Source organism: Luteimonas sp. TWI382, assembly GCF_039674545.1.
Taxonomy (GTDB): domain Bacteria; phylum Pseudomonadota; class Gammaproteobacteria; order Xanthomonadales; family Xanthomonadaceae; genus Luteimonas.
Genome location: NZ_JBDJNS010000008.1, coordinates 67,925 through 80,916, shown reverse-complemented (window position 1 = coordinate 80,916; position 12,992 = coordinate 67,925). Strand labels below are relative to the sequence as shown.

Genomic DNA, 12,992 nt, shown 5'->3' with positions numbered 1-12,992 from the left:
GCAGCCGGCCCGTGCGCGGCGCTCAGAGGCAGTCGACCAGCCCGTCGAAGATCGAGTGCCCGCCCGGGAGCACGGCGTGCAGCGCGTCCCCAGCGGCCACCGCGTCGAGCATCGCCGGCAGCGTGGCGCCGGCCGCCAGCGGGGTGTGGCAGTGCCAGGCCTTCGGCTGCACGACGATCCGGCCCGTGCGCGCCACCAGAAACTCGTCGCTGGCCGCGAAGCTCCACACGCACATGCCGATCCGCCCGTCGTCCCGGCGCACCGAGCATTCGAAGCGCAGTGGCTGAATGTTGGTGTATTCGCCCTCGCAGAAGGTGTCGCCGCAGACCTGGTCGAACTGCCGCGGCAATTGGTAGGTCATCGCGTACCAGGCTTCGACCAGCGCGTCGTCGCCGCGGGCGTAGGTCGCGGCGTCGATATACGGCCCGTCCAGGCGCGCCTGGGCGCTGGCCAAGCCAGGCAGGACGAGCACGGCGGCCAGCGCAAGGGCGGCCAGGCGGGCGGGACGGATTGCAGCAGGCATGTCGGTGCTCCTGAATGGATGTGTGGCCAGCATCGCAGCCAGCCGCGTACCGCCGCGATCGGGCATCGTCGCGGCGCGGCGTCGGACATCGCCGCACCCGGCGCCGGAGTTCCGGCCGTGACGGCCGCCTGGACATCGGCGGCGGCGGACGCGCTAGACTTTCGCCGCACGCCCCACCATCGCCCCTCCCCCCTGGGGCGCCCATACCAACGCAATGTCAGAAGACGACAGTAGTCAAACCGCCACCGAGCCTCACGAAAAACGCCGCAGCTGGCTGGACCGGATCAGTTCGGCGATCTCCGGCGAGCCCACCAACCGCGAGGACCTGGTGGAGTTGCTGCGGGACACGCATGCCGACGGCCTGATCGACGCCGACACGCTGCGCATGTTCGAAGGCGCGCTGAGCATCTCCAGCAAGACGGTCGGCGATGTCATGGTGCCGCGTGCGCAGATGGTCGCGCTGCCGGCCGACGCCAAGTTTCTGGACCTGATGAAGCAGGTGGTCGAATCGGGCCATTCGCGCTTTCCGGTGCACGGTGACGACAAGGACGAGGTGCTCGGCATCCTGCTCGCCAAGGACCTGCTGCGCGGCGTGGTCGCCGACAACGGCCCCGGTTCGATCCACGAGCTGCTGCGCCCGGCGGTGCTGATCCCCGAGTCCAAGAAACTCAATGTGCTGCTGCGCGAGTTCCGGCTCTCGCGCAATCACATGGCGATCGTCATCGACGAGTACGGCGGTGTCGCCGGGCTGGTGACGATCGAGGACGTGCTCGAAGAGATCGTCGGCGAGATCGACGACGAACACGACGACGCCGAGGACCCGAATGCGCTGATCGCCGCCCAGGCCGATGGCCAGTTCGCGGTCAGCGCACTGACCCCGATCGCCGACTTCAACGAGCGCTTCGGCGCCGACTTCGACGACGACGAGTACGACACCATCGGCGGGGTGATCATCGGCGCGATCGGCCACCTGCCCGAGGTCGGCGAGGAACTGGCGCTGGGCCGGTTCGCCTTCCGCGTCACCGATGCCGACTCGCGCCGGCTGCATGCGCTGCACGTCAGCGTGCATGCCCAGGACTGAGGCGCCGCACACGTCCGTCGCACGCGCGTGGCGACGGGCGTTCGCGCTGCTGCTCGCGCTGATCGCCTGGCCGGCATTGGCCCAGGTCGGGAGCGACGCCCCGCGGGTCGGTGTGGCGACGATGCAACCGGGCGAAGTGTTCTTCGAACGCTTCGGCCACAACGCGATCGTGATCGACGACCCGGCCGCCCCCGGCCCGGTGTCCTACAACTTCGGTTTCTTCGACCCGTCGGAGCCCGACTTCGTCGCGCGCTTCGTGCGTGGCGACATGCGCTATCAGCTCGCCGCGCTGCCGCTGGCCGACGACCTGGCCTACTACCGAGATGTCGGGCGCGGGGTGTCGATCCAGTGGCTGGACCTCGATCCGGCCCAGGCCCGGCATCTGGCGACAGCTCTGGCCTGGAATGCGCGTCCCGAGAACGCGCATTACCGCTACGACTACTTCACCGACAACTGCTCGACGCGCGTGCGCGACGCGCTCGACGACGCCTTGGGCGGATTGCTGCACCGGCAACTGCAGGGGCGTTCGCGGGGCAACACCTTCCGCGGCGATGCGGTCCGACTGGCCTCGCCGGCACCATGGATGTGGCTGGGCTTCGATATCGGCCTGGGCCCGGCCGCCGACCGGCCGAACGCGTTGTGGCAGGACATGTTCGTGCCGATGCGGCTGGCCGAAGCGCTGCGCGGCATCCGCCATGCCGACGGCCGGCCGCTGGTCGCCGAGGAAGTCGAGGTGCTGCCGCACCGCCAGCCAGCCGAACCGCCCGAGCGCGCGCGCCAATGGTGGCCGTGGCTGCTGGCGGGCCTGCTGCTGGGCGCCGCTGCCTTCGGGCTGGGGCGGCGCGCACCGCGCGCGCTGGCCGCAAGCGCGCTCGGGTTCTGGATGCTCTGCGCGTTGCTGGGCGCGGTGATGCTGTTCCTGTGGCTCGGCACCGAGCACGTGTTCGGCTGGCGCAACCACAACCTGCTGCTGTTCAACCCGCTGTGCCTGCTGTTGCTGCCGGGCGGCTGGCGGCTCGCGCGCGGCCGCGCGCCTGGGCGTCTGTTCGCGGTGGTGCTGCCGACGGTCGCCGCGCTCGGCATCGTCGCCTTGTTCCTGCACTGGCTACCGGTGCTGCCGCAGCGCAACGCGGCCTGGCTGTCGCTGGTGCTGCCGGTGCATGTCGCCCTGCTTGCGGCGCTGCGCGCCAAGCAGCCGCCCGCCCTCCCCTAGGCCCGCCCGCACCCGCGACCGGACGGCTGCGGCTCGCAGCCCTGTTCGCTACCGCATCCCGGACGCCGCGCCCGCTGCGCCGCATACGTATGCAGCCACGGCGCCTGGGACCTGCGTGACAGAATCGGGACGACCGCACGCGAATGCGCTTGGGAGGGCGCTGCACATGTCGAACCGGTTCACGCTCTGTCTCGCCCTGCTGCTGCCGCTGTCGGCGTTTGCGAATCCTTCGTCCGGATCGGCCGCCCGCGTCACCTCGCCCGACGCGACGATCGCCGTCGAGGTCACGACCGACAACGAAGGCCGCGCCAGCTACCGCATCAGTCGGGTCGGTCGGCCGGTGATCGCTGATTCGCGCCTGGGCATGCTGTTCGCCGATGCGCCGAAGTTCGAACGCAATCTCGCCATCGTCGACCAGCGCACGCGCAGCCATGACGAGGCCTGGGAGTTGCCGTGGGGCGAGCGCCGGCACATGCGCGACCACCACAACGAACTGCGCGTCACCTTCGCCGAGACCAGCGGCGCCAAGCGCCGTTTCGACGTGGTGTTCCGCGTGTTCGACGATGGCGTCGGTTTCCGCTACGACTTTCCCGACCAGCCAGGGCTGCGCCGCCTGGCGATCAGCGAAGAGCTGACCGAATTCGTCGTCGCCGATGCGGCGACGGCCTGGTGGATCCCGGCCTTCGAGTGGAACCGCGAGGAGTACCTCTACCACCGCACCCCGATCGAGCAGGTCGGCGACGCGCAGACGCCGATCACGCTGCGCACCGATGCCGGCCTGCATCTGTCGATCCACGAGGCGGCGCTGGTCGACTACTCGGGCATGAACCTGACCCGCGTCGACGGCCGCAAGCTCAAAGCTGCACTGACGCCGGGCATCGGCGAGGCCAAGGTCGAAGTCGCCGCGCCGTTCGCAACGCCGTGGCGCACCATCCAGATCGCCGATCGCGCCGGTGGCCTGGTCGAGTCGGGACTGATCCTCAACCTCAACGCGCCCAACGCACTCGGCGACGTCTCCTGGATCCAGCCGATGAAGTACGTCGGCATCTGGTGGGAGATGCACCTCGACCGCAAGACCTGGGCCTCGGGCCCCAAGCACGGCGCGACCACCGCCCACGCCAAGCGCCACATCGACTTCGCCGCCGCCAACGGCCTGGGCGGCGTGCTGGTCGAAGGCTGGAACGTCGGTTGGGATGGCGAGTGGTTCGGCAACGGCGAGACCTTCAGCTTCACCCGCGCCTACCCCGACTTCGACCTCGAAGAAGTCACCCGCTATGCGCGCGAAAAGGGCGTGATGCTGATCGGCCATCACGAGACCTCGGGCAATGCCGCGCATTACGAACAGCAGCTCGACGACGCGTTCGACCTGTACGCGCGCCTGGGCGTGCACGCGGTCAAGACCGGCTATGTCGCCGACGCAGGACAGGCCAAGGTGCGCGATGCCCAGGGCCGGCTCCGCTACGCATGGCACGAGGGCCAGGCGATGGTGCGCCACCACCAGCGGGTGGTCGATGCTGCCGCCAAGCGCCATATCGCGGTCAATCCCCACGAGCCGGTCAAGGACACCGGACTGCGCCGCACGTATCCCAACCTGATCACGCGCGAGGGCGCGCGCGGGATGGAGTTCAACGCCTGGGGCAATCCCGGCAACCCGCCCGAACACGAGGCCACGCTGGTGTTTACGCGACTGCTGGCCGGGCCGATGGACTTCACGCCCGGCGTGTTCGGCATGGACACCAAGTCCGGCGAGCCGATGGCCAGCACGCTGGCCAAGCAACTGGCGCTGTACGTGGTGATCTACAGCCCGCTGCAGATGGCCGCCGACCTGCTCGAGCATTACGAGGCGCGTCCCGAGGCCTTCCAGTTCATCCGCGACGTGCCGGTCGACTGGGAGGACACCCGCGCGGTCGCCGGCGAGGTCGGCGAGTATGCGGTGATCGCGCGTCGCGCCCGCGATGGCGACGACTGGTACCTGGGTGCGGTCACCGACGACGCCGCGCGCACCATCGAAGTCCCGCTGGACTTCCTGGCCGCCGGCCGACGCTACACCGCGCAGATCTACCGCGACGGCGACAACGCCGGCTGGCGCGACGACCCCCACGACCTGGTGATCGAAACGCGCAGTGTCGATGCCGGCGACACCCTGTCGGTCCGACTGGCCCCTGCCGGCGGCCTGGCCGTCCGCCTCGTCGCCCTCTAAACAAAACCGGGGTCAGAGTGCAATGTCTCGCCACGCGGCGGGAAATTGCACTCTGACCCCGGTTTCGCGGAGGATGCGTCGATGAGCAATTCTCCTGCGACCAATCCGCCGAGCGTGGTGAACTGCGCGGTCTACGGCCCCGGCGGCAAGCGCGACGTCGCGTTGGCCGATGTCGGGGAGGCGCTGGTTGACGACCCGTCGTGCTTTGCCTGGATTGGTCTCTACGAACCCGACCAGAGCGTGCTGGCGCAGTTGCAGGCCGAGTTCGACCTGCACGACCTAGCGATCGAGGATGCCGGCAAGGCGCACCAGCGCCCGAAGATCGAGGCCTACGGCGATTCGCTGTTCATCGTCGCCAACACCGCGCAGGCGGTCGACGAGCGCATCGCCTACGGCGAGACCCACCTGTTCCTCGGCGCCCGCTACCTGGTGACCGTGCGCCATGGCGCCTCGTTGTCGTATGCGCCAGCCCGCCGTCGCCTGGAGCGCGAACCGGTGCTGCTGGCGATGGGGCCGTCGTCGGCGCTGTACGCGGTGCTCGATGCGATCGTCGACAACTACTTGCCGGTGGTCGAGGAGTTCCGCACCACGCTCGACGCGCTCGAGCGCCACATCGTCAGCGCGCAGTTCCATCGCCGCATCCTGATCCGCCTCTACGAGCTCAAGCGCGAGCTGACCTGGATGCGGGTCGCGGCCACGCCGCTGCAGGACGTGCTCTCGCAACTGATGCGCAACACCGGGCCGCTGGTCCCCGCCGACATGAAGCCCTACATCCGCGACGTGCTCGACCACTCCGCCCGCATCAACGAAACCGTCGACGCCTTGCGCGACATGCTGGGCACTGCGCTGGCGGTGAATCAGGCGCTCGTCACGCTGACCCAGGGCGAGATCGTCAAAAAGCTCGGCGCCTGGGCCGCGCTGCTCGCCGCACCGACGCTGATCACCAGCTGGTACGGCATGAATTTCCACAACATGCCCGAGCTCGACGAGCGCTACGCCTACCCGCTGTTGATCGGCGGCACGGCCGTGGTCATGGGCCTGCTCTACCGGATGTTCAAACGGGCGGGCTGGCTGTAGCGCCGACGCTTGGGCAGCGCCAAAGGCCGCCCGCGGCCGGCGCTACGCCGGCCACAAGCGCGTGAGCGCCTCTCGGATCGCCAGCCCGCCGCCGCCGATCAGCACCGCGAAGTAGACGATCGTCAGCACATTGGCCAGGTGGCCCAGCAGCACCATCATGCCGTCGCGCTGCAGCAGGCCGATCGCCAGGCACATCAGCGCCACGCCGGGCACGGTGTTGCTGAAGGGGATGAAGCCAAACGGGGCCATCAGCAGCACCGCGCCCAGGATCAGCGCCGCGTCGTTGAACAGCCCGATGCCGCGGCCGTGGGTCAGGCCGGCCAGACGGCCGGGCCGGGTGATGCGCTCCAGCCGGCGCACCCACCGCAATCCGGCGTCGAGCGCGCCGCGCATGCGCCCGGCCGGCACCGAGCGGCGACGCACCGCGGCGGGCAGCCACAAGGGCCGCCCCATCATCCGGGCCGCGCCGACCAGGACGATGACCGCGCCGAACACTGTGCTGACGCCCGGAATCGAGACCGGGATCAGGAAGACCAGGGTCAGCAGGATCACCAGCAGCAGCATGCCCTGCGCGCCAAGTTCGTCGACCAGGGGGCCGACCTGTACATCGCCGTCGGGCAGCCCCGCGATCAGCGACTGCAACTGCTCGCGCAGCGACGCCTCCATCGGTGCGTTCATCGTCGGGCGACCGGTCGGCGCCCCTGGGGCGTGCGCGGGGCGAGCGGCAGAATCGGGGGCACTGGGGGGGATCCGGCTCGGAAGGCGCGTCATCCTAGCAGGCGCTTCGCCCGGCCCCATTCACCCTTCGGGCGCGCCGTCTAAGACGAAAGTCGTAAGCCTTCGCGCCGCGATCGGCGTCGATCCGCATTGACCGCGCCGTCCCCCGGCGCGACCCTGTGCGCGGTCTTTCCGGGGAATCGCTATGAAGGGTGTCGTCAACCACGTCGTCTGGGGCGCGGTCGCGCTGCTGGGCGCCGCCTGCATGGGCGTCGTCGCCCTGCGCCAAGGCGAACAGATCAGCGCGTTGTGGATTGTGGTCGCGGCGGTCTCGATCTATCTGGTCGCCTATCGCTACTACAGCCTGTACATCGCCAAGAACGTGATGGGGCTGGACGTGCGCCGCGCAACGCCCGCGCACGTCAACAACGACGGTCTGGATTACGTACCGACCAACAAGCACGTGCTGTTCGGGCACCACTTCGCTGCGATCGCGGGTGCTGGTCCGCTGGTCGGCCCGGTGCTGGCGGCGCAGATGGGCTACCTGCCCGGCATGCTGTGGCTGATCGTCGGCGTGGTGCTGGCCGGCGCGGTGCAGGACTTCATGGTCCTGTTCGTGTCCACCCGCCGCAACGGCCGCTCGCTCGGCGACCTGGTTCGCGAGGAGATGGGCCAGGTGGCCGGCACCATCGCGCTGTTCGGCGCCTTCATGATCATGATCATCATCCTGGCGGTGCTGGCGATGATCGTCGTCAAGGCGCTGGCCGAGAGCCCCTGGGGCATGTTCACGGTGATCGCGACGATGCCCATCGCGATCTTCATGGGTCTGTACATGCGCTACATCCGACCCGGCAAGATCGGCGAGATCTCGGTGGTCGGCATCGTGCTGCTGCTGGGCGCGATCTGGCTGGGCGGCAAGGTCGGCGCCCACCCGACCTGGGGTCCGGCGTTCACCTTCACCGGCACCCAGATCACCTGGATGCTGATCGGCTACGGCTTCGTCGCCGCGACGCTGCCGGTGTGGCTGCTGCTGGCGCCGCGCGACTACCTGTCGACGTTCCTCAAGATCGGCGTGATCGTTGCGCTGGCGATCGGCATCGTCATCGCCAGCCCCGAGGTCACCTCGCTGAAGATGCCGGCGTTGACCGAGTTCGCGTCCACCGGCGACGGCCCGGTCTGGAAGGGCGGCCTGTTCCCGTTCCTGTTCATCACCATCGCCTGCGGCGCGGTGTCGGGCTTCCACGCGCTGATCTCCTCGGGCACCACGCCCAAGCTGCTCGCCAACGAGACCCACGCCCGTTACATCGGCTACGGCGGCATGCTGATGGAATCGTTCGTGGCGATCATGGCGCTGGTCGCGGCCTCGATCCTCGATCCGGGCATCTACTTTGCGATGAACAGCCCCGCGGCGATCGTCGGCACCGACGTGCACAGCGCGGCGGCGGCGGTGAGCCAGATGGGCTTTGTGATCACCCCCGAGGCGCTGGAACTCAAGGCCCAGCAGATCGGCGAGCACACCATCATCTCGCGCGCCGGCGGCGCGCCGACGCTGGCGGTGGGCATCGCGGTGATCCTGCACGACGCCCTGCCCTTCACCGGCGAGGCGGCGATGGCGTTCTGGTACCACTTTGCGATCCTGTTCGAGGCGCTGTTCATCCTGACCGCGGTGGACGCGGGCACGCGCGCGGGCCGGTTCATGCTGCAGGACCTGCTCGGCAACTTCGTGCCGGTGCTGCGCAAGACCGACAACTGGGGCGCCAATGCCCTGGGCACGGCCGGCTGCGTGGCGCTGTGGGGCTACTTCCTCTATCAGGGCGTGGTCGATCCGCTGGGCGGCATCAACACCTTGTGGCCGCTGTTTGGCATCGCCAACCAGATGCTGGCCGGTATCGCGCTGATGCTGTGCACGGTGGTGTTGTTCAAGATGAAGAAGGACCGCTATGCGTGGGTGACGGTCGTGCCGGCGGTGTGGTTGCTGATCTGCACCACCGCGGCGGGCCTGATCAAGCTGTTCGACCCCAAGCCGGCCGTCGGCTTCCTCGCCCAGGCCAGCCACTACAAGGCGGCGCTGGCCAACGGCGAACTGCTGGGCGCGGCCAAGACCGCCGGCCAGATGCAGCAGGTGGTCGTCAACGCCTACGTCAACGCGGGCCTGACGGCACTGTTCCTGTTCGTGGTGTTCAGCACGCTGTTCTTCGCGATCCGCGCGATCGTACGTGCCCGCCGCGTGGCCACGCCGACCGCGCGCGAGACCCCGTACGTCGAGCTCTCGCCCGACCAGCAGAAGGCCTGGCTGTGATGCGGGCCGTCGCCGGAGCGATGCGCTGATGGCCGGCACCCTGGTCCCGGTCGACTACTTCGCCACACACAAACGTGTGTGGCGAAGAGTGGTGCAGACCGCGCGGCTATGCTGCGGCGTGCCCGACTACGACAACTACGTCCGCCACATGCTCGAGAAGCATCCCGATCGCGAACCGATGGACTACAAGACCTTCTTTCGCGAACGCCAGGAAGCCCGCTTCGGCGGGCGCAGCGGTTTCCGCTGCTGCTGACCCCACCCTGCAAACCGGGGTCAGAGTGCAATTTCGTGAGCGAAATGCACTCTGACCCCGGTTACTACTCCGGTTATTGGCCGGCCATGACGCGCAGGATCTGGCCGACGAAGTAGGCGATCACCGTGCCGGTGGCGTAGCCGACGGTGCCCAGCAGCACACCGACCGGGGCCAGTGAGGGATGGAACGCGGCGGCGATGACCGGCGCCGAGGCGGCGGCGCCGATGTTGCCCATCGAACCCACGCCGACGTAGAACATCGGCGCCTTGACCAGCCGCGCCGCGCCCCAGATCACCAGCACGTGGACCGTCATCCAGATCGCGCCGATTGCGATCAGCTCCAGCCGGTCGAACAGCTTCATGAAATCCATCTGCATGCCGATACAGGCGATCAGGAAATACAGGCAGACGGTGCCGATCCGCGACGCCCCGGCGTTCTCCAGCTTGCGCGCGGGCGTGAAGCTCAGCAGCAGGCCGGCGGCGGTCGAGATCAACACGACCCAGACGAACGAGGAATCGAGACTGAAACGCGCCGCCCATTCGAATTGAGCGAACCAGGCCGACAGCGGCCCGGCGATCGCGTGCGCCAGGCCGACGAAGCCGAATGCGACCGCGATGATGACCATCAGGTCGGTGAGTGTGGGGATACGCGCATTGGCCGCCTCGTAGGCGGCGATGCGCGCTTTCATCTCGTCAATCGCCGCGGTGTCGGCGCCCGAGCGCAGGTCGATCTGCGTGGCACGGTTGGCCAAAAACAGCAGCGTGGCCATCAGCAGGCTGGCCATGGCGACATCGACCACCGCGAACTGCCCAAACAGGGTCGCGTCCACGCCGTAGACCTCGCGGATCGCGACCATGTTCGCACCGCCGCCGATCCAACTGCCCGCTAGTGCCGCCATGCCTTTCCAGGTATCGCCGGCGACCGCCGGCGGATGCACCCACTCCATGATCTGGAACGAGACGATCGCGCCCAGCACAATGCCGACGGTGCCGGCGACGAACACGAACAGCAATTTCGGCCCGAGCTTGAGGATGCCTTTGAGGTCGATCGACAACGTCAGCAGCACCAGCGCCGCGGGCAGCAGCACGCGACTGGCGATCGGGTTGTACAGACTGTTGTTCTCGCCGTCGATCAGCCCGACGGTGTTGTAGAACGCCGGCACGAAGTAGCACAGCAGCAGCGCCGGCACCCAGGTGAAGACCTTCTTCCAGAACGGCGTCGGGCCGCTGGAGAGCCAGAAGATCAAGCCCAGGGTCGCGGCGAGCAGGCCGAACAGGACGATGTCGCTGGTGATCAGCGCGGTATTGGGTGCAGCAGAGTCGATCGCCATGCGGTCGGGCCTTCAGGAAAACGGAGTCGGATCAGAACACCCCGCGTCCAGCCATATGCCGGACGCGCGGATGCAGGCCCCCGTCGGTTGCGACGAGGCGCGCGACGCTTACTGGCCGATGTGCTGCTTGAGCCAGGCGTTGACGGTGTCGTGCCACAGCACGCTGTTGTGCGGCTTGAGCACCCAGTGGTTCTCGTCGGGGAAGTACAGCAGCTTCGATTCGATGCCCTTGCGCTGCAGCGCGGTGAACGTCGACAGGCCCTGGTCCACCGGCACGCGATAGTCCTTTTCGCCCTGCACCACCAGCATCGGCACCTTCCAGTTGGCGACGTGGTTGACCGGGTTGAAGCGCTCGTAGTTCTTGGGCTGGTCGAACGGCGTGCCCTGGTTCTCCCATTCGGTGAACCACAGCTCCTCGGTCACGTAACCCATCGAGCGGGTGTCGAACACGCCGTCGTGGTTGACCAGACACTTCCACGGCGAATTGCCGCTGCGGTCGAACCAGTTGCCAGCGATCCAGTTGATCATGTAGCCGCCATAGCTGGCACCCAGCGCGCAGGCGCGGTCCCCGTCGAGGAAGGCGTACTTGTGCTGCGCCGCCGCCCAGCCTTTTTGCAGATCCTCGAGCGGCTTGCCGCCCCAGTCGCCGCTGATCGCGTCGGTGAACGCCTGGCCGTAGCCGGTGGAGCCGTGGAAATCGATCATCACCACTGCATAGCCCTGCCCCGCATAGGTCTGCGGGTTCCAGCGGTAGCTCCAGCCGTTGCCGAAGCTGCCCTGCGGGCCGCCATGGATCAGGAACGCGACCGGATAGGTCTGCCCTTCCTGGTAGTTCCAGGGCTTGACCACATAGCCATAGACGGTCTCGTTGCCTGCGCCCTTGAACGAGAACTGCTCGTAGTCGCCGAAGGCAACATCGGGCAGGCGCTCGGCGGCGGTCGGGGTGATCTGGCGCAGTTGCGTATCGGCGCCCAGCGACTGCAGCGAACCGGTGTAGAGGGTATCGCCACTGCGGATCGAATTGCGGCTCAGCGCGATGGTGTCGCCCGCAATCGCGAACGAGGAGATCGAACCATCGGCGATGAGCTTGGTGACCTCGCCGGTGGCGACATCGACGCGGAACAGCGGGTATTCGCCGGTGTCCTGCGCAGCGACATACAGCGTGCGGCCATCGGCCGACGGCTGCAGGCTGCTCGGCGAGCGGTCCCACTGCGGCGCGATCTCGCGCGCCTGGCCGCTGGCGACATCCAGCGCCATCAGCGCGTAGCGGTCGGCCTCGAAGCCCGGTCGCTTCATCGCGCGGTAGAACAGCGTGCGGCCATCGGCGCTGAACACCGGGCCGGCATCCCAGGCCGGGTTCGATGCGGTCAGATTGACCGGCGCAGCATCGCCGGCAGCGTCGATGCGGTAGAGATCGAAGTTCGTCGACCACGGCGCCTCACGACCCGCGACCTTGACGCTGGCCACGACCGAGCGGCCGTCTGGGGCCCAAGTGTAATCCTCCGCGCCGCCGAAGGGCTTGGACGGGATATCGCCTTGCAGTGCATGCCCCAGCGCACGCACGGTGGCGACCGGGCGCGCACCTGCGGCCGGCAGATCGGCGACGAACAGGCGGCTCATCGTGCCGTCCTTCCAGGTGTCCCAGTGGCGCACGAACAGTTGGTCGTAGACCACGCCGCTGGCGTTGGCGTCCTTCTGCTCGCCGAGCTTGCGCTGGGTGCACGCCAGATCGGCCGCGCAATCACCGAAGGTGTCGGCGCTGAAGGCCACGCGACGGCCATCGGGCGACACCTGGAAGCTGCCGATGTCCACTGCGACGTCGGTCAACTGGCGCGGGGCGCCGCCGCCCAGCGGCATCGCGTAGACCTGTGAGCTGCCGTGCTTGCTGCTGAGGAAGTAGACCGTCTGACCATCGGCCGACAACGCAGGCGAGTTGACGTTCCAGCCATCGGGCGTGATCCGCTTCGGCGGCGCCAGGTCACGAGTCACCAGGTTGCGCGCGTAAAGCGCCGTGGTCGCCTTGCCCGAATCGAAATCCAGCGTGCGCTGGGCAAAGACCAGCTGGCGGCCATCGGCGGTCAGCAACGGCGAGGACACACGGTCGAGCTTGACCAGATCACGGACGTCGAGCCCGCGCTCCTGGGCGGCAGCCGGCAATACGGCGAGCAGGCACAACGACAGCAGGGCAGGACGCAATGACATGGGGCGGGCTCCGGGCAAAGAGTCCGCATGGTAGGCCGGTGCCGCCGGGCTGGCAAAGCGCCGGACGGCGCCCCGCATGTGCAGGGCGCTGCATGAC

At 68.2% G+C, this 12,992-nt stretch carries 10 protein-coding genes; 6 read left to right on the top strand and 4 right to left on the bottom strand.

What is annotated here, in order from left to right; genetic code table 11:
* Positions 1–22 precede the first annotated feature (22 nt).
* Positions 23–523, bottom strand: a complete 501-nt coding sequence (locus tag ABE505_RS07445; RefSeq protein ID WP_346443431.1) for a hypothetical protein — start codon at positions 521–523, stop codon at positions 23–25.
* A 214-nt stretch (positions 524–737) separates the two neighbouring features.
* Here ABE505_RS07445 and ABE505_RS07440 point away from each other — a divergent pair, with 214 nt between their 5' ends.
* The 4 genes from ABE505_RS07440 to ABE505_RS07425 all read left to right on the top strand — a co-directional run bounded on the left by ABE505_RS07440 (position 738) and on the right by ABE505_RS07425 (position 6,094).
* Positions 738–1,604 carry a transporter associated domain-containing protein gene (locus ABE505_RS07440; RefSeq protein WP_346443429.1) on the top strand — a complete coding sequence of 289 codons (867 nt, stop codon included), beginning with the start codon at positions 738–740 and terminating at the stop codon, positions 1,602–1,604.
* Positions 1,591–2,817 carry a DUF4105 domain-containing protein gene (locus ABE505_RS07435; RefSeq protein ID WP_346443427.1) on the top strand — a complete coding sequence of 409 codons (1,227 nt, stop codon included), beginning with the start codon at positions 1,591–1,593 and terminating at the stop codon, positions 2,815–2,817. The genes ABE505_RS07440 and ABE505_RS07435 overlap by 14 nt, the downstream gene beginning before the upstream one ends.
* A 166-nt stretch (positions 2,818–2,983) precedes the next feature.
* Positions 2,984–5,017, top strand: coding sequence for a glycoside hydrolase family 97 protein (locus ABE505_RS07430; protein WP_346443425.1), 2,034 nt, complete (start codon positions 2,984–2,986; stop codon positions 5,015–5,017).
* A gap of 81 nt (positions 5,018–5,098) precedes the next feature.
* Complete coding sequence (locus ABE505_RS07425) at positions 5,099–6,094, top strand: magnesium and cobalt transport protein CorA (RefSeq protein ID WP_346443423.1); 996 nt, start codon at positions 5,099–5,101, stop codon at positions 6,092–6,094.
* Between the two features lie 42 nt (positions 6,095–6,136).
* Here the strand turns inward: ABE505_RS07425 and ABE505_RS07420 are convergent, their stop codons facing one another.
* Positions 6,137–6,772 carry an exopolysaccharide biosynthesis protein gene (locus ABE505_RS07420; protein ID WP_346443421.1) on the bottom strand — a complete coding sequence of 212 codons (636 nt, stop codon included), beginning with the start codon at positions 6,770–6,772 and terminating at the stop codon, positions 6,137–6,139.
* Positions 6,773–7,016: 244 nt separating this feature from the next.
* Between ABE505_RS07420 and ABE505_RS07415 the strand changes: the two genes are divergently transcribed.
* Both ABE505_RS07415 and ABE505_RS07410 read left to right on the top strand, forming a co-directional pair.
* On the top strand, positions 7,017–9,110 hold the full coding sequence (locus ABE505_RS07415; RefSeq protein ID WP_346443419.1) for a carbon starvation CstA family protein: 2,094 nt from the start codon (positions 7,017–7,019) through the stop codon (positions 9,108–9,110).
* A 28-nt stretch (positions 9,111–9,138) separates the two neighbouring features.
* A complete protein-coding gene (locus ABE505_RS07410) occupies positions 9,139–9,363 on the top strand; it encodes a CstA-like transporter-associated (seleno)protein (protein WP_346443417.1) in 225 nt (74 codons plus the stop codon).
* Positions 9,364–9,436: 73 nt separating this feature from the next.
* Here the strand turns inward: ABE505_RS07410 and ABE505_RS07405 are convergent, their stop codons facing one another.
* Both ABE505_RS07405 and ABE505_RS07400 read right to left on the bottom strand, forming a co-directional pair.
* Positions 9,437–10,693, bottom strand: a complete 1,257-nt coding sequence (locus ABE505_RS07405; protein ID WP_346443416.1) for a DUF819 family protein — start codon at positions 10,691–10,693, stop codon at positions 9,437–9,439.
* Between the two features lie 108 nt (positions 10,694–10,801).
* Complete coding sequence (locus ABE505_RS07400) at positions 10,802–12,895, bottom strand: S9 family peptidase (protein ID WP_346443414.1); 2,094 nt, start codon at positions 12,893–12,895, stop codon at positions 10,802–10,804.
* Positions 12,896–12,992: the final 97 nt, after the last annotated feature.